This window comes from Pseudomyxococcus flavus, from assembly GCF_050038885.1.
In the GTDB taxonomy this organism is placed as follows: Bacteria; Myxococcota; Myxococcia; order Myxococcales; family Myxococcaceae; genus Myxococcus; species Myxococcus flavus.
In genome coordinates this window covers 5,029,987-5,047,007 of the sequence record NZ_CP143624.1, presented here as the reverse complement: position 1 = coordinate 5,047,007, position 17,021 = coordinate 5,029,987, and the positions used below count along the sequence as shown (strand labels likewise).

Here is a 17,021-nt window from a genome sequence, read left to right as displayed (position 1 = left end):
TCCACCCTCGGAGAGACAAATACGCTTACGCTTCACGGAGCGGCGACCCCATCCATCACACAGTCCATTGATGAAGCCGGGTCCGACAGGCCCCGGGTAAAAAGGCTGCCATCCCACGGGATGGCAGCCCACCATCGGCAATGACGGATGTCACTGCCGATTGGCTCACTTCGCCTCGACCTCGCGGGTCATCACGGTGGTCGCCGTGGTCGCCGTGGTCGCCGTAACGGTAACGACCGTCACCGTCACACCGCCCACCGCGTTGTTCAGCTGGTCCATCTCGTTGGAATCGAGAGGACGCAGGGTCTCCTTCTTCAGGGACAGCTTCTTGGGGGCCTGACCGCTCATCGCGATTGCTCCTTGTCTAGGGGTGATTACCGCGTCACGCAGTGGCGTCGCGGCACCACGCAGAGTAGTTCACGCAAAGTAACAATTTCAAGGAGTCAAAGCATTTTCCACAATATGCTTTATCCAGGAATAACCCTACGAGCAACAACACGCTGCGGGAAGCCCAGACTCCCCCCTGCAGCATCAACACTCGGCATGTGATGAAACACGCTGCAGCGAGAGAGCAGCGCCCTGCAACGGATGCACCTCCAGACAGGCCACCGAGCCTGCCCGAAGTCGCCTCAACACATTGCATCACAATCACCGCAGCCTTCAGTCAGCCCTGAAGCCTCCGCGGGCTCAGGCAGCGGACGGCCCGCGCCTGGACTCCTGGAGGGGCGTTCCGTCAGCGTTCGACGACCGTCTCGGTGATGGTCATGGTCGTGATGGTGATGGTCACGGAAGGGCCTGTCGTGATGGTGATGAGGGAAACACCGCCGACGGCGCCGTCCAACTGCCCCATCTCGCTCTCATTCAGCGGACGGAGGGTTTCCTTCTTGAGGGACAGCTTCTTGGAGGCCTGAGCATTCATCTCGTTCATCTCCGGTGAATTGAGGCGGGACAACACACATGCACATTCAGGGAACTGCCAAACCAGCTTTCCACGTCCCCATCAGCGTTTCAAGACGGGGCCCTGCTTTTGCTGGACTAGAATAGAATACGGGTAGATGTCTTACGAAGCCCTGTCCCAGGTGAGCCCACCATGCATCCCCCGTCTTCGTCCCTGCACAAGGCTCAAGTGCGTGAGTCCAATCGCACTTCCCGCGTCGAGCGTGACTCTCCTTGGATTGCCGGTCAGTGCTTCGTCCTGAGGACACCGCTGCTCTCATTCGACGCGTTGGAATCGTGGAGCCAGGGCCTCACCGCGCCTGGCGCGGGACCTGAGACACGGGAGGCCGCGCTCGAGAGCGACCAACGGCTGCTCAGAGCTCGGCTGAGAGAGCGGCTCGAGGACCCGCTCATCCGGGAGTCGCTCTTCATCGCCTCGCCACCGCTCATCGAGAGCATGCACTACTGGCTGAAGGATGCCGACTCCGAGCAGGGCAAGAAGGTCGAGCGGACGCTGGTGCGGTACTTCGCCCGGATGGCGGGGCGCTGCACGCCCTTCGGATTGTTCGCGGGGCTCTCCGTGGGCCGGCTGGGCGAGACGACGCAGTTGAGCCTCGCGCCCCGTGAGCACCTGCGCCGGCACACGCGGCTGGACATGGACTATGTCTGCGCGCTCGTGGAGAAGGTCCAGCGCGAGCCGGGGGTCCGTGACGCGCTCCAGTACGTGCCGAACTCCAGCCTCTATTCAGTCGCCGGGCGGCTTCGCTACATGGAGATGCGGCATACCGGCCGCGAGCGGCGCTACCACCTGGTCGCCGTGGAGACGTCCCCCTATCTGCAAGCCACGCTGGAGCGCGCCCGCGGAGGCCAATCCCTGGAGGCGCTCGCCACCGCGCTGACCGTGGATGACGCAGAGGTCGGCATGGAGGACGCCAGGGCCTTCATCGACGAGCTCGTCGAGTCCCAGGTCCTGGTGCCCACGTGGGCGCCCCCGCTGACAGGGCCCGAGCCCGTTCCGTATCTGCTGGAGAAGGCGGAAGGCCTGCCAGCGCTTCAGGCCACTCGGGAGAAGCTGGCCGCCGTGCACGAGGCACTCCGCCGCATCGACGCCTCGCCTCCCGGCGTCCCCACCGACGCGTATCAGGCCGCCGCCCAGCTCCTGCAAGGGCTGCCCGTCCCCGCGGAGCTGCCGCGGCTCTTCCAGGTGGACATGGTCCGCCCCACGCAGCAGGCGTCGCTCTCGCCCAAGGTCGTGGAGGCCATCCGGGACGGCGTCGAGGCCCTCCACCGCATCTCACCCAGCAATGCCTCGGACACCGCGCTGGCGCGGTTCCAGCGGCGCTTCGCCGCGCGCTATGAGAACCGCGCAGTCCCCCTGCTGGAGGCGCTCGACGAGGAAACGGGCGTCGGGTTCGCGTTCGACGGTGGCGGCGGGAGTGGCACCGGCTCGCTCCTCCAGGGCTTTGGCTTTCCACCGCAGGGCGGAGAGCGGCGCTTCGCCGAGGGCGCGCGGTGGAAGCACCTGCTGGGCCGCTTGGAAGCGTGCTGGCGCGAGAAGTCGCGGGAGCTCGAGCTGACGGAGGACGACCTCCGCGCGATGGAGGCGAAGAACAGACTGCCATTGCCGGACGCCTTCGGCGTCATGGGGACCCTGCTGGCCCCAAGCGGCGAGCACGTGGACCGTGGCGACTTCCAGTTCATCCTGGAGAGCGTCAGCGGCCCCTCCGGCGCGGTGATGCTGGGGCGCTTCTGCCACGCCGACCCCGAGCTCGAGGCGGCGACGCGAGCGCACCTGCGCGCGGAGGAGGCCCTGCGGCCCCACGCCGTCTTCGCGGAGGTCGTCCACCTGCCGCAAGGCCGCATGGGCAACGTCATCTGCCGCCCCGCGCTGCGCGAGATGGACATCGTCTTCATGGGGCAGTCCGGCGTTCCCGCCGAGCACCAGCTCGAGTTATCGGACCTGTGGCTCTCCGTGGAGCAAGACCGCCTCGTGCTCCGCTCACGCACGCTGGGCAAGGAAGTCATTCCGCGCCTGACGCACGCCCATAACTACAGCTCCTTCGGCCTGGGGCCCTACCGCTTCCTGGGCCAGCTCCAACAGCAGGGCGTCCAGAACCTCGCGTTCTCCTGGGGCCCCCTGGTCCACGCTCCCTTCCTGCCCCGGGTGGTCCATGGCCGGACGGTGCTGGCGCTGGCCCGCTGGAACGTGAGCGCCGACACGCTCAAGGCCTGGGGCGCGACGGAGCGAAGCCTCCGCTACGAAGCGCTCCAGCGCTTCCGCCAGGACGCACGGCTGCCCCGCTGGGTCTGCCTCAAGGATGGAGACAACCAGCTCCCCATCGATCTGGACAACGTGCTGAGCGTGGACACCTTCGTCCAGCTCACCCGTAACCGGCCCACGGGCGTGACGCTGGAGGAGCTCCATCCCACACGCGGCGAGCTCTGCGTCACCGGTCCGGACGGCCACTACATGAACGAAGTGGTGCTGAGCTTCCACCGGCGCGAGCCGCTGAAGACCACCGTCTCCCAACCGCCCGCCGCGCCGACGCCCGTCGTGCGCACCTTCCCCCCGGGCTCCGAGTGGCTCTACGCCAAGCTCTACACGGGCACGGCCACCGTGGACCGGCTCCTGGGCCTCACGCTCGCGCCCATCCTCCGGCAGCTCACCGCGTCCGGGGCGTTGTCCCACTGGTTCTTCCTCCGCTTCGGGGACCCGGACTGGCACCTGCGCCTTCGGCTGCACGGGAGCCCGGAGCGCCTGCACGCGGAGGCCCTGCCGCTGCTCCAGCGCGCGTGCGCGAGCGCCCTGGCCAGTGGGGAGGGCTGGAAGCTCCAGCTCGATACCTATGAGCGCGAGGTCGAACGCTACGGCGGCCCCGCGGGCATCGCGCTGGCGGAGCAGCTCTTCGCGGCCGACAGCGACGCCGTGCTGGCCATCCTGGAGGCCTATCCAGGCGACACCGGCGCCGACCTGCGCTGGCAGCTGGCGCTGCGGGGGATGGACGCGTTGATGAACATCCTGGGCCTGTCGCTCGAGGCGAAGCTGGCCCTGGTGAGCCGTTGCAGGGCGGCTTTTGGCGTGGAGTTCAAGGTCAACGCCCACTTCGAGGACCAGCTAAGCCAGCGCTTCCGCAAGGAGCGCCGCGCGCTGGAGACGCTGCTCGACGGCGCGTCCCCCGGCACCGAGCCCTGGCGCGCGGGCCTGGACGCCTTCGCCCAGCGCGACCTCCGGCTCCGTCCCATCGCGGAGCAACTCCAGGCCGCGGACCAGGCGGGTCGATTGGCCGTGCCCCTGGCGATGCTGGCAGAGGGCTTCCTGCACATGCACGTCAACCGGCTGCTCGTGAGCGACCACCGCGCCCAGGAGCTCATCCTCTACGACTTCCTGACGCGGCTCTACCGCTCGCAGCGGGCGCGGACGCGCAAGGGGGTGGCATGAGTCCCGAGCGCATCGGTCCACGCCTGGCTGGCCGGGCAGCAGCCGGGCCACACGGTTGGTGTGCTCCGGCGCATTCGCTATCGTTTCGAGCCTGCGCACCGAGGAAGGGATGAGCGAGAACCCGCACCAGTCGTCGATCTTCCGCCAGGAAGCGCTCGACCACTATGCCCGTCCGGAGGTCCGGGGAAACCTCCTCCGGGTCGACCCGCTCTGGGCACGCGTCACGTATTGGATCATCCTCGTGCTGGCGCTCATCCTGGCCATTGGCCTCACCGTCGTGGAAATCAATGACTATGCGACGGGGCCCGTGCTCATCCAGGTCCGAGGCCTGGAGGACCTGACCGTCACCTCCGCTGGACGCGTCAGCAAGGTGCTGGTGGAGCGGGGACAATACGTCCAGGCAGGCCAACCGCTGGTGGAGCTGCACTCGCCCGTGGAGCAGGCCGAGCGCAGCCGCATGACGCAGGAGTTCCGCGCCCAGCTGGCGGCCGGCCTGCTGAACCCGCTCGACGCCGCGTCCCGACAGGCGCTGTCCTCGCTGCGCAGCCAGGTGGACCTGAGCGAGGCGCGGCTGTCGGAGCGTATCCTGCGTGCCACGGTCAGCGGTCGCATCTACGACGTGCGCGTGCGGGAGAACCAGTACCTCAGCGCGGGACAGGCGGTGGCCTCCATCCTCCAGGACGGCTCCGAGGCCTTCGCGCTGGCGCTCGTGCCGGGCCAGTACCGGCCCATGCTCGAGCCCGGCCAGCAGATTCGCATGGAGGTGGCGGGCTTTCCCTACGCCTACCAGTACTTCCAGGTGACCTCCGTCAGTGACGAGCTGGTGGGGCCCGCCGAGGTGCGGCGCTACCTGGGCCCCGGCCTGGGGGACGCCCTGCCCTTACAAGGCCCGCACGTCGCGGTGGAAGGCCGCCTGCCTGGAGCGACCTTCGACGTCGACGGGCGGAGCTACTCCTATTACACGGGCATGCCTGGCATCGCCTGGGTCCGCGTGCGCGTCCGCAACGGCTGGACGACGCTGCTGCCAGTGCTCGAGCTTCTCGGGAAAAAGCGTGGCTGACGACAACGAAGTGTCGAACTCTCTTTTCGACCGCTTTCCGGCCCTGGGACGCATCGGCGAGCACCTGCGGCGCAGGCGCGTGCCCTTCATCGCCCAGTTGACGGCCACGGACTGCGGCGCCGCGTGCCTGGCGATGGTGCTCGGCTACTGGGGGCGGCGAGTCGAGCTGGATGACGTGCACACCGCCACCGGCCTCACGCTGCGCGGCGTGAGTGCCACGGCCTTGCTCGAGGCGGGCCAGCGCTTCGGGCTGGTGGGACGGGCCGCGCGCGTGGACATCGACGAGCTGCACCTGCTGGAGCCCGCCACCATCCTCCACTGGGAGTTCCGCCACTTCGTCGTGTTCGAGCGGCTGACCTCGAAGGGCGTGGAGCTGGTGGACCCGGGCTTCGGCCGGCGCATCGTCCCGATGGAGCAGTTCCGCAAGTCCTTCACCGGCGTCGCGCTGCTCTTCGAACCGTCCGAGGCCTTCGCGCCGGGCGGCACCGTCCGCGGTCCCCGCCGCTATGTCCGGCTCATCGCCGAGCGTGGCGCCACCTTGCGGCGGGTGGTCGTCATGTCGGTGCTCCTGCAGCTGTTCGCGCTGGCGCTGCCCTCCCTCACCGGCGCGGTGGTGGACCGCGTCGTCCCCAGCGGGGACACCACACTGCTGGGCATCCTCGCCGCCGGCATGGGGCTCCTGGTCGTCTTCCAGTTCATCTCCTCGCTGGTCCGCGCGCACCTGCTGCTGCACCTGCGGACCTACCTGGATGCCCGGATGACCGTGGGCTTCCTGGACCACCTGGTGCGGCTGCCCTTCTCCTTCCTGCAGCTGCGCTCGACGGGCGACCTGATGAGCCGGCTCAACAGCAACGCGACGGTGCGCGAGCTGCTCACCTCGGGCGCGCTGTCCGCCGTCCTGGACGGGCTCCTGGTCTTCATCTACCTGGCGCTGCTGTTCTACGGCAGCCGGCCGCTCGCCTTTCTCGCGTTGGGGCTCGCGGCGCTGCAGGTGCTCGTCTTCCTCTTCGCGCGCAAGCGCCAGCGGGAGCTGATGTCCCGCAGCCTGGAAGTGACTGCCAGCGCGCAGAACTACGAGGTGGAGCTCTTCAACGGCATGCAGACGCTCAAGGCCATGGGGCTGGAGGACCGGGCCGTGCAGCACTGGTCCAACCTCTACGTCGACGTGCTCAACGTTTCACTGGACCGGGGCCGCCTCTCCGCGCTGACGGACTCGCTCACCGCCACCCTGCGCATGGCGTCCCCGCTCGCCACCCTGGCCGTGGGCACCTGGCTCGTCCTGGACCAGCAGGAGCTGACGCTGGGAGAAATGCTCTCCATCAACGCCCTGGCGGGGAACTTCCTGACCCCCATCTCCAGCCTGGTCGCCACCGCCTTCCAGCTCCAGCTGGTGGGCAGCTATCTGGACCGCGTGGACGACATCCTCCAGGCAAAGCCGGAGCAGACGGACGACACGCCCCGCCGGGCCCACAGGCTCCAGGGGGGCATCCAGGTGGAACACGTCTCCTTCCAATACGGCAGCCGGGCGACGCCGGTCATTCACGACGTCAGCGTGAGCATCCAGCCCGGACAGTTCGTGGCCATCGTGGGTCGCTCTGGCGCGGGCAAGTCGACGATGGCGCACCTGCTCCTCGGGCTCTATCTGCCGACCCAGGGGGACATCCTCTACGACGGCGTCTCCCTGCGTGAGCTGGACCTGCGGGACATGCGACGGCAGATGGGGGCCGTGCTCCAGAACCCCGCGCTCTTCCATGGAGACATCCGCCGGAATATCGCCTACTCCGACCCGAACCTCCCCTTCGAGCAGGTACTCGATGCGGCCCGGCGGGCGCAGATTCACGACGAAATCATGGCGATGCCCATGAAGTACGAGACCGTCCTGAGCGACATGGGCCACTCCCTGTCCGGAGGCCAGCGCCAGCGCCTCGCGCTGGCGCGCTCGCTCGTGCACAGCCCCGCCATCCTCCTGCTGGACGAGGCCACCAACGCGCTGGACACCAAGACGGAGCGCGCCGTCCAGGACGCCATCGCGGAGCTTCGCTGCACGCGCGTCGTGATTGCCCACCGGCTGAGCACCATCCGTGACGCGGACCTCATCCTCGTCATGGACCAGGGACGGCTGGTGGAGCAGGGTCGCCACGACGAGCTGATGGCCCAGCAGGGGCACTACTTCGAGCTCGTGGCGAACCATGACCGCCACGAGCAGCAGAAGCTGGCGGGCTGAGCGGGCGGCGGGCGTGCCCGCCGCCTCAGGGCGTGTGCTTCGACACGGGGGCGGGCACCAGCTCCACCTCGGCCAGCAGGCCGGTGGCGAGCTGCTCGCGCTGTGCCCCTTCCAGGAACAGCCGGGCCTCGGCCTTCTGGTGGCGTGAGGCCGGGTCCACCTCGGGCGCAAGGCTGTCCACCGCCCCGGTCAGTGTCATGCCGAGCGCGGGCAGGCGCACCTGGATACGGGTGCCGGCGCGAACCGAGGTCGCCAGGTGCTCCGGCACGGCGAAGCGCAGCCGGAGCTCCTCACTCACGAGCCGCAGGATGGCCGTCGCGGGGCCCACCATGACGCCGGGGGCCTGGTACAGCTCGGTGACGCGGCCCGCGAAGGGCGCGCGGAGCATCGCGGTCTCCAGGTTGCGGCTGGCCGCGTCGAGCAGTGCCTTCGCTTCCGCGCGGCGGGCCTGCGCGACCTCCACGTTGACCTTCGCCAGGGCGACGTCCGTCTCCGCTGACTCCACCGCTTCGGCGGCGGTGAACTCGCGGATGCTCTGCTCCCGCTTCAGCCGCTGCTGTGCCTGGACCAGGAGCAACTCGGTGCGGCTCACCTCCGCCTGGGCCGCCTGGAGCTGGGCCTTGCGAACCGCCGTCTCCAGCTGGAGCGGCTCCAGCTCCAGCTGGGCGACCACCTGCCCTGCTTCGACGCGCTCGCCCAACCGGACCTTGAGCACCTGGAGCCGCCCACTCTGCTGCGACGTCATGTCCAGCGAGTGGTGGGCGACCACCACGCCCACGAGCGAATCCGACGTGGACGCGCGCCCTTCTTCCGGCGCCACCGGGGCAGGCGGCTTCGCGCCCACCCCGGGTGCGCCCGTCAGCGCGGCCACCACCAGCCAGCGGCCCAGGCGCCGAAAGGCCTTTGCAGAAGCCTTCCGACTCACGCCACTCGCTCGTTGCTGAAGGGAACCCAGGCATCCATGCGACGCCTACGTTACACCGGGCCCACCCCGCCCCGAAACGGCCGAGGGCCGCGGCCCGGAGCACGTGGCTCCCGGCGCGGCCCTCGCACCTCATCACCATGAAGGTGAGGCCTTCTCCACTCAGGCGGCGGTGATGGCGCCGTCCCGGATGACGAAGTCGCGGCGGACGAACTTCTCCGTCAGCTCGTTCGGCTGGCGCAGCGAGTAGTCCTTGGCCACCTCGGAGCTCGGGATGAGGTGGAAGGCGGCCTTGGCCTCGGTGCCGCTGACCTCCAGCACCACGAAGCCGTGGGCGTCTCCGTCCACGAAGGTCATGCCGGGGTGCGCCTCCTTCAGCGACTTGTCCAGCTCCGTCACGATGTACCGGTACACCGTGCTGCCCGTCGAGAAGCCGGCGCCGATGACGGCCAGGCCCGCCAGCTCCTTGATGGAGCCCGAGGAGATGGCCGGCGCCGTCAGCGCGGGGATGCCGGACTCCACGGACGCGAAGGACGCGTGGATGTCACCCGAGATGAACATCGCGTTCTGCACCTGGTTGTCGCGCAGGAACTTCAAGAACTCCTGCTTCTTGGTGGGGAAGCCGTCCCACTGGTCCACGTTGAAGTAGAAGTCCTGGCGCAGCGTGGGGTCCGGGACGTCCGCCTTGTCGCTCAGCTTGAACACCATGGAGGTGAGCGAGATGGAGGAGACGATGATCTTCCACGCGTTGGTCGCCTGCGTCACCGACTCCTGGAGCCACGCCTGCTGCTCGGCGCCGAAGATGTTCTCCGTGGCGCCCGTGGAGCCCATGTACTTGATGGCCGCGAACAGGTCGAAGATGGGCTTCACCACGACGTAGCGCGAGCCCTGCATGCCGAACAGGCCCGTCTTGCCCATGTGCGCGTAGGCCAGGCCGCGCGGCGCGCCCGTGGCGGGGAGGGTCGGGATGGGGTCCTCGCCCGCCGCCACCCGCGCCTGGTTCACCGCGGCCAGCACCTGGTTGACGTAGAGGAGCGCCTGGCCGCCCTGCACCCAGTGCGCGGCCTTGGCGGCCGCCTCTTCCTGGGTCAGGCCCGCGGCGACCGCCTGCTGCACGTACACGCCCTGGAGCACCTCCTTGTACGGCGCGAGCTCCGGCGCGTCGATGTCCACGTAGGCGAACATGTCCGACTGGAGCTGCGCCTGGACGGCCTCGGGCAGCGTCGGCAGCACCATCTGCAGCTGCTCCGCCACGATTGCCACCGCGCCCGGGTACGCGTCCTCGGGGATGAGGTGGTCCGGGCGGTAGGTGCGCGTGTCCGTCACCAGCAGCTTCAGGTTCCGGCCGAACTCGAAGTCGCGGTAGATGCGCGTCGGCTGGCTCACCACCGCGTTGATGTCGATGGCACCGGCGCTCGCGCCGTGGTCCATGGGGATGTACTCGAAGAAGGCCTGCTCGGCGTTGCGGCGGCGCTCCGTCTGCTTCTCGTTGGCGCGCTCGTCCGTGTACGTCGCGACGTCGCCCCAGCAGTCATCGGAGAACTCGTGGTCATCCCACGTGATGATGAAGGCGTAGCGCTCGTGCACCCGCTGGATGATCTTGTCCGTGCGCAGGTTCTTGTAGAGGTCGCGGTAGTTGGACAGCGAGTTGGCCGCGTAGAACGCCGTCAGGCCAGTGCCCTGGCGAAGCGCCTTCTCCGGCTCGCTGAAGACGACACCGCGGCCATCCACGGACTGGAAGGACGCGTCGCCCGTCGTCTCGTAGATGTAGTCGCCGAGGAACACGATGAAGTCGAGGTCCTCGTCCAGCTGCAGGAGCCGCTGCCAGGCGTTGTAGTAGCGGCCGATGTAGTCCTGGCAGCTGGCGAAGACGAACTTCACCGGCACGTCATCACCGGCGGCCGGCGCGGTGCGGGTGCGGCCCGTCGCCGTGGTGTAGCGCTGGCCATCCTTGTTGATGCTGAAGCGGTAGTAGTACGTCGTGCGCGCCGACAGGTTGGTGACCTTCACCTTCAGCGCATGGTCGAAGCGCGCCTGCGCGGTGAACTGCTGGTCCAGCACCAGGCTGTTGAACGACTCGCTGGTGGACACCTCCAGGCGCACCTGCGTGTCCGCCCCCGCGTTGTCCGGGTCCACCGCGCGCACCCACAGCACCACGCTGTCCGGACGCGGATCACCCGAGCACACCGACTGCGGGAAGTACCTCTCGCCAGCATCCGACGACGTCTCGTCATCGGAACATCCGAACGCAGTGGTCGCGGCAACGGCGACGGCGGCCTGGAGGAAACTGCGGCGTTTGAATCGGTCGAACAAGGCGGAACTCCGGTTGCGCGGGTTAGGAAACAGGGCCGCGAGTCTAGAGCGCCCTTCCGCCTGCCAGGAAACATCCCGCGGGATGAAATGACAACGCGCCGTGTCACCCACGCCCGGTACGAAAAGCCCCTCGGGAACACCGGACGCCAAGCAAAAGGGCCGCCCACCTCGCGGTGGACGGCCCTCTCACTTCACACGGCAATCACGGCATTCCGGGAACAGCGCCCCGGGGGCCGGACTACTTCACCGCCTTCACGCGGCCGCGCTTCTCGCCACCGCCGTCCGCGGGCGCCTCGTCCGGCACCGCGGCCAGGGGCCCCTGCGTCTTGGTGATGCCGTACTTCTCCAGCACGCGGGCCTCGATGTCCTTCATCACCTCCGGGTGCTCGCGCAGGTAGTCCTTCACGTTCTCCCGGCCCTGGCCGATGCGCTCTCCGTTGAAGGAGAACCAGCTGCCGCTCTTCTCCACGATGCTCTCGTTGGAGGCCAGGTCGATGAGGTCGCCCTCACGGGAGATGCCCGTGCCGTACATGATGTCGAACTCGACTTCCTTGAACGGCGGCGCGACCTTGTTCTTCACCACCTTCACGCGCGTGCGGCTGCCCACCACGTTCTCACCATTCTTGATGGCGCCGATGCGGCGGATGTCCAGGCGCTGCGACGCGTAGAACTTCAGCGCGTTGCCGCCCGTCGTCGTCTCCGGGTTGCCGAACATCACGCCAATCTTCATGCGGATCTGGTTGATGAAGATGACGCACGTCTGGCTCTTGGCGATGGTGCCCGTGAGCTTGCGCAGCGCCTGGCTCATGAGGCGGGCCTGCACGCCCATGTGCGCGTCGCCCATCTCACCCTCGAGCTCCGCCTTCGGAACGAGCGCGGCCACCGAGTCCACCACCAGCACGTCGATGGCGCCCGAGCGCACCAGCATCTCCGCGATTTCCAGCGCCTGCTCACCGGTGTCCGGCTGGCTCAGCAGCAGGTCATCGGTGCGCACGCCCAGCTTGCGCGCGTAGCCCACGTCCAGCGCGTGCTCCGCGTCCACGTAGCCGCAGATGCCGCCGCGCTTCTGCGCTTCCGCGACGATGTGGAGACACAGCGTCGTCTTACCGGAGGACTCCGGCCCGAAGATTTCGATGATGCGGCCCTTGGGCACACCACCAACGCCCAGGGCGATGTCCAGCGAGATGGAGCCCGTCGGGATGGCCTGAACGTCTCGCATCAGCGGCTCGTCATTGCCGAGCCGCATGATGGACCCCTTGCCGAACTGGCGCTCCACCGCGGACATCGCCAGTTCGATCGCCTTTTCCTTCTCCTGATTCACGGCCATTGTTCGTAGCTCCTTGTATTGGCAAGCCACCCCGGCTCACCTGAACGCGCTTTTAGTACGCGATGGGTAGACCCTAGTCCACCCCTCTGACATCCGCGCTGCATCCTGCCGGTCAGCCCTCGCGGAGGGCAGCCAGGAAGGCGGCCACCAGCCCCGCCAACCCCGCCCAGATGCCCATGGGCGCCCCGGCCAGGAGCGGCAGCGCCACCCCGACGAGGGAGACCACCGCCAGCAGCAGCATCCCCACCCGGTACACGGGCGTCCGGGGCGGAGCAAGCCACAAGGCGGCCATGGCCATCAGCGTCAGCCCCACCTGCAGGGTGAGCAGGCCGGCGTCCTTGTTCGGACGGAGGGCCTCCTGGAGCCACTGGGCCCAGAGGCCTCCCACCACCACCGCCATGGACGCATAGGGCCTTACCCGCGACATGGCCTGCTGCTGCCGGGCGTTGTCGCGCAGGTGCTCCAGGTCCTCCGGGCGGACCTCCAAAGCATAGGGAAAGCCCAGCGACAGCAGGGCCTCCACGGCCGCCGCGCGGCAGGAGCGCCCCTTCGCATCCACCAGGCCCTCGAGCTGACCGCGCTCCAGGAGCCGCAAGAAGGTGTCCGCCACCAGCCGGTCTCCCCCCGCCTGGGCCATCCGGGCCAGTTGCGCGTTCAGCCGCTCCGCCACCGCATGGCGATGCGCCTCCGGAAGGCCCCGGGCCTGCTGGGCCTGCTCGATGAGCACCAGCACCGGCAGCGGCAGGTCCAGGTGGGGCGTGGGTTTTCCCCGGTGCCGCGCGAACGCGCCGGTGGGCGGTAGCGTGGGCGCGTCGTCGTCGGGCGGCACCCACGCCGCGACGTCCGTGCGCGGCGCCGCGTCCTCCCCCTCCGTGGACCGCGGCGTAGGCGAATGTAGGCGCGGCGCATCGGACATGGCGGAAACTGTAGCCACGGCCCCCGGGAAGGTTCAAAGCGAAGGGTCCCCGCAACTTCCACCGGACAACGGGGTTGATGTCGGCGTGGACGACGCGGACTCGGACGCACAAGCGATGTTGAAGGTGGCGGCGGGGGACCGGCAGGCCTTTGCCTGGCTGTTCGACCGCTATCACGCGAGCGTGGCGCGCTTCGCGTTCCGCTTCGTGGGCGACCGGGAGCGCGCGGAGGAGCTGACGCAGGACATCTTCGTGAAGCTCTACCGGAACGCGCGGGCCTACCAGCCCACCGCGCGCTTCAAGACCTTCCTCTTCCGCGTGGCCACCAACCACTGCCTCAACGAGCTGAGGCGCGGCGAGTACCGGATGACGCCCACGTCCTCCAGCGCGCCGGACGCAGCCGAGACAGGCGGCGTCGAGGTGGAAGGCGCCCAGGGTGACCGGCCCGATGCCGCGCTGGAGGGCCGGGAGCTGGAGCAGGCCGTGAGCGCGGCGCTGGCGGACATGAGCGCCCGCGAGCGCGCGGCCTTCACCATGTGCCGCTTCGAGGGCATGGCGTACCGGGACATCGCGGAGGCGCTCGAGGCGAGCGAGTCCGCCGTGAAGAGCCTCATCCACCGCGCCACGCTGGCGGTGGCGCGCAGGATTGAAGCGCTGCAGGCGGGCACCATGCTCGCGAGGAGCAGGGCATGAGCTGTGCTGACTTCGAGGACGATTTGACGGCGTGGGGGGACGGCGAGCTGCCAGCCACCCGCGAAGCCCAGGTGCGTGCCCACCTGGACACCTGCGCGGCCTGCCGCGCCACGGCGGCGCTCCTGCGCACCACCGTGGCGCGGATGGCGGAGCTGCCCGCCTTCGAGCCCTCCCAGGCCACCCGCCGCGCGGTGCTCGCGAAGCTGGACGCGCTGCCGGCGCCCGGGTGGGAACGGCTGAAGGCCTGGCTGCGGCCAGCGGTGCTGGTGCCCGCCACCGGGCTGGCGGCGGTGCTCGCGGTGTCGCTGCTCACGGTGGGCCCGGCCCAGGACGCGCCGCTGGAGCTGGAGGAGGCGTCCGCCATGGAGCTGGCCGCGAACCTGGAGCTGGCCGAGGACTATGAGCTGCTCGGGCTCGACAGCCTGGATGACCTGGAGGTGGTCGCGAACCTCCATGAGCTGGAGGGGGTGCAATGATGGGACGGAACCTGGCCGCGCTGGGGCTGGTGGTCGCGCTGGTGGCGGGCGCCGCCGCGCGCGCGCAGACGCAGGCGCCCCGGACGGCGGCCGAGCGCTTCGAGCAGATGACGCCGGCGCAGAAGGACGCGCTGCGCGCGAAGCTGCGCGAGTTCAAGGCGATGCCCCCGGCGGAGCAGGCGCGCATCCGCGCCAACCTGCAGCGCTGGCGCCAGCTGCCGCCCGAGGAGCGCGAGCGCATCCGCGCCAACCTGCGCGAGCTCCAGCGCCTCCCTCCCGCCGAACGGCAGGCCCTGCGCGAGCGCGTCCGTGAGCTGAGGAAGCTGGACCCGGAGCAGCGCGCCGAGCTGCGCCAGCGCATCCGCCAGTACCTGAAGGAGAACCCGGAGCGCCGCGAGCAGCTGCTGGAGAACATGCGGCGCTGGCGGGAGATGTCGCCCGAGCAGCGGCAGGAGGTCCGGGAGCGGCTGCGCGAAAGGCGGCGCCGGTGAGCAGGCCGCTGTCCGCCGTGCTGTGCGCGCTGGTGCTGGGCGCCACGTCCGCCACGGCCCAGCCGCCCGAGGAGCCTCCGCCCGCCGGCCCCGCGAAGCCGCCCCCACCCGGCGAGCCGCCGCGCCCCGAGGCCACGCCAACCGAGGAGGACCGCGAGGTCGTCGACCACCTGGAGCTGCTGGAGGACCTCGACGCCGCCGGGGACCTGGAGTTGCTGCTGGAGCTGAGCCGGGACGACTGAAACGACGAAGCCCGAGCCCCCACGTGGGGCCCGGGCTCCGGGAGCTTCACGTCCGCGACGTCGCCGCGGCTACTCCACCGTCACGCTCTTGGCGAGGTTGCGCGGCTGGTCCACGTCGTTCCCGCGCAGGTCCGCCACGTGGTAGGCGAGCAACTGCAGGGGGATGGTGGCCACCACCGGCGCCAGCAGCGCGCAGGCGGGCGGAATCCGGATGACGTGGTCGGCCAGCGAGGCCACGTGCTCGTCGTCCTCGTCGATGATGGCAATCACCTTGCCACCGCGCGCGCGGACCTCCTCGATGTTGCCGATGATTTTCTCGTAGGCCACGTGCGGCTGCTTCGGGGCGATGACGACCACCGGCAGCTTGTCGTCGATGAGCGCGATGGGGCCGTGCTTCATCTCCCCCCCCGCGTAGCCCTCCGCGTGGATGTACGAGATTTCCTTCAGCTTGAGCGCGCCCTCCAGCGCCACCGGGTGCATGGGGCCGCGGCCGAGGAAGAGGAAGTCCTGGGCGTTCATGAACTCGCGCGACACGCGCGTCACGGCCGGCTCGCACTTGAGGACGTCCTCAATCATCTTCGGCACCTTCGTCAGGTGCGTCAGGTGCTCCTGCGCCGCCGGCACGGACAGGGTGCCGCGCATGCGGCCCAGCTTGACGGCCAGCAGGTACAGGGCCACCAGCTGCGTGGTGAACGCCTTGGTGGACGCCACGCCAATCTCCGGGCCCGCGTTGGTGAGCACGGAGAAGTCGGCCTCGCGCGTCATCGCGCTGCCAATGACGTTGCAGATGGCCATGGCCGTGGCGCCGCGGGCCTTGGCCTCCTTGAAGGCCGCCAGCGTGTCCGCCGTCTCACCCGACTGGCTGATGGCGATGGCCAGGTGCGTGTTGTCGACGATGGGGTCGCGGTAGCGGAACTCGCTCGCCAGCTCCACCTCCACCGGCAGGCGCGCCAGCGACTCGATCATATGCTTGCCCGCGACACCGGAGTGCCACGAGGTGCCGCACGCGAGGATGGTGACCTTGGTGAGCGAGCGGACCTTCTCCGCCGACAGGTTCCAGCCCTCGAAGTGGACGTCGCCTTCCGACAGGAGCATCCGGCCGCGCAGCGTGTCCGCGATGGCGCGGGGCTGCTCCCAGATTTCCTTGTGCATGAAGTGCTTGTGGCCGCCCTTCTCCGCCATCATCGGCGTCCAGTCGATGCGGCGGGTGGGCCGGTTCACCTTCTGGCCCTGGCGGTTGAAGATGTCCACGGCCGTCGCGGAGATGACGGCCAGGTCCCCCTCCTCCATGTAGACGAAGTCGCGCGTGTGCTCGAGCAGCGCCGGCACGTCGCTGGCCACGAAGTTCTGCCCCTGCCCCAGGCCCAGCACCATGGGCGAGGCGTCCTTGGTGCAGACGATGCGGCTGGGGTCATTGGCCGTCAGCACCGCCAGCGCGTAGGTGCCCTTCACCTGGGCGATGGCCGCGCGCACCGCGTCCGGCAGCTCCAGGCCGCGCTCCAGCTCTTCCGAGATGAGGTGCGCGAACACCTCCGAGTCCGTCTCCGAGGAGAAGACGTGCCCGCGCGAGCGCAGCTGCTCCTTGAGCGCCAGGTGGTTCTCGATGATGCCGTTGTGCACCACCGCCACGTCCTTGTACGTGTGCGGGTGCGCGTTCTCGTCGGAGGGACGCCCGTGGGTGGCCCAGCGGGTGTGGCCGATGCCGATGTTCCCCGGCGGCTGGTCCGCCACCACCCGGTTCTCCAGGTTGCGGAGCTTGCCCGTGGCCCGGACGACGTTGAGCTTGCGCTGATTCAGCACCGCCACGCCCGCCGAGTCATAGCCACGGTACTCGAGCCGCTTCAGGCCCGACACCAGGATGGGGGCTGATTCCTTGTCACCGACGTAACCAACAATCCCGCACATAGTTGCACCTCTCTCTCACGCCCACGCCCGCCGGAGCAATCCGCGGGATTCCCCTACATCCCTGCCGGGCAAGGCTCTG

General features: G+C 69.1%; 14 protein-coding genes. 7 read left to right on the top strand and 7 right to left on the bottom strand.

Annotation, left to right across the window (positions count from 1 at the left end):
* Positions 1-165: 165 nt before the first annotated feature.
* Together VZL07_RS21120 and VZL07_RS21115 are read right to left on the bottom strand one after the other, a co-directional pair.
* Complete coding sequence (locus VZL07_RS21120) at positions 166-348, bottom strand: hypothetical protein (protein ID WP_426749393.1); 183 nt, start codon at positions 346-348, stop codon at positions 166-168.
* Positions 349-733: 385 nt separating this feature from the next.
* The gene (locus VZL07_RS21115) at positions 734-928 is read right to left on the bottom strand and encodes a class I lanthipeptide (RefSeq protein ID WP_426749391.1); all 195 of its coding nucleotides are present in this window, start codon (positions 926-928) and stop codon (positions 734-736) included.
* 162 nt (positions 929-1,090) lie between these two features.
* Between VZL07_RS21115 and VZL07_RS21110 the strand changes: the two genes are divergently transcribed.
* The 3 genes from VZL07_RS21110 (at position 1,091) to VZL07_RS21100 (ending at position 7,659) form a co-directional block, all read left to right on the top strand.
* Positions 1,091-4,375: a lantibiotic dehydratase gene (locus tag VZL07_RS21110; protein WP_426749390.1), complete on the top strand. Its 3,285-nt coding sequence runs from the start codon at positions 1,091-1,093 to the stop codon at positions 4,373-4,375.
* Positions 4,376-4,484: 109 nt separating this feature from the next.
* A complete protein-coding gene (locus tag VZL07_RS21105) occupies positions 4,485-5,435 on the top strand; it encodes an efflux RND transporter periplasmic adaptor subunit (RefSeq protein ID WP_426749388.1) in 951 nt (316 codons plus the stop codon).
* 10 nt (positions 5,436-5,445) lie between these two features.
* The gene (locus tag VZL07_RS21100) at positions 5,446-7,659 is read left to right on the top strand and encodes a peptidase domain-containing ABC transporter (RefSeq protein ID WP_426749386.1); all 2,214 of its coding nucleotides are present in this window, start codon (positions 5,446-5,448) and stop codon (positions 7,657-7,659) included.
* Positions 7,660-7,684: 25 nt separating this feature from the next.
* On the opposite strand, the gene VZL07_RS21095 is transcribed toward VZL07_RS21100, so the two are convergent.
* The 4 genes from VZL07_RS21095 to VZL07_RS21080 form a co-directional block, all read right to left on the bottom strand.
* Positions 7,685-8,584 carry an efflux RND transporter periplasmic adaptor subunit gene (locus VZL07_RS21095; protein ID WP_426749385.1) on the bottom strand — a complete coding sequence of 300 codons (900 nt, stop codon included), beginning with the start codon at positions 8,582-8,584 and terminating at the stop codon, positions 7,685-7,687.
* A gap of 159 nt (positions 8,585-8,743) precedes the next feature.
* Complete coding sequence (locus VZL07_RS21090; RefSeq protein WP_426749384.1) at positions 8,744-10,894, bottom strand: alkaline phosphatase D family protein; 2,151 nt, start codon at positions 10,892-10,894, stop codon at positions 8,744-8,746.
* Between the two features lie 238 nt (positions 10,895-11,132).
* Positions 11,133-12,221, bottom strand: coding sequence for a recombinase RecA (gene recA, locus VZL07_RS21085; RefSeq protein ID WP_426749383.1), 1,089 nt, complete (start codon positions 12,219-12,221; stop codon positions 11,133-11,135).
* A 112-nt stretch (positions 12,222-12,333) separates the two neighbouring features.
* Positions 12,334-13,137 carry a hypothetical protein gene (locus VZL07_RS21080; protein WP_426749382.1) on the bottom strand — a complete coding sequence of 268 codons (804 nt, stop codon included), beginning with the start codon at positions 13,135-13,137 and terminating at the stop codon, positions 12,334-12,336.
* A gap of 85 nt (positions 13,138-13,222) precedes the next feature.
* Here VZL07_RS21080 and VZL07_RS21075 point away from each other — a divergent pair, with 85 nt between their 5' ends.
* From VZL07_RS21075 to VZL07_RS21060, 4 genes are read left to right on the top strand one after another with little or no spacing between them, the layout of a single operon-like run.
* Positions 13,223-13,828: an RNA polymerase sigma factor gene (locus tag VZL07_RS21075; protein ID WP_426749381.1), complete on the top strand. Its 606-nt coding sequence runs from the start codon at positions 13,223-13,225 to the stop codon at positions 13,826-13,828.
* A complete protein-coding gene (locus tag VZL07_RS21070) occupies positions 13,825-14,304 on the top strand; it encodes an anti-sigma factor family protein (RefSeq protein ID WP_426749379.1) in 480 nt (159 codons plus the stop codon). Before VZL07_RS21075 ends, VZL07_RS21070 begins: the two co-directional genes overlap by 4 nt.
* Positions 14,301-14,795 (top strand): DUF3106 domain-containing protein, encoded by a 495-nt coding sequence (locus tag VZL07_RS21065; protein ID WP_426749378.1) that lies wholly within the window; start codon positions 14,301-14,303, stop codon positions 14,793-14,795. Before VZL07_RS21070 ends, VZL07_RS21065 begins: the two co-directional genes overlap by 4 nt.
* Positions 14,792-15,037, top strand: a complete 246-nt coding sequence (locus tag VZL07_RS21060; RefSeq protein WP_426749377.1) for a hypothetical protein — start codon at positions 14,792-14,794, stop codon at positions 15,035-15,037. The genes VZL07_RS21065 and VZL07_RS21060 overlap by 4 nt, the downstream gene beginning before the upstream one ends.
* A 69-nt stretch (positions 15,038-15,106) precedes the next feature.
* Here VZL07_RS21060 and glmS read toward each other — a convergent pair whose 3' ends face one another.
* Positions 15,107-16,942: a glutamine--fructose-6-phosphate transaminase (isomerizing) gene (glmS, locus tag VZL07_RS21055; protein WP_426749376.1), complete on the bottom strand. Its 1,836-nt coding sequence runs from the start codon at positions 16,940-16,942 to the stop codon at positions 15,107-15,109.
* Between the last annotated feature and the right edge of the window lie 79 nt (positions 16,943-17,021).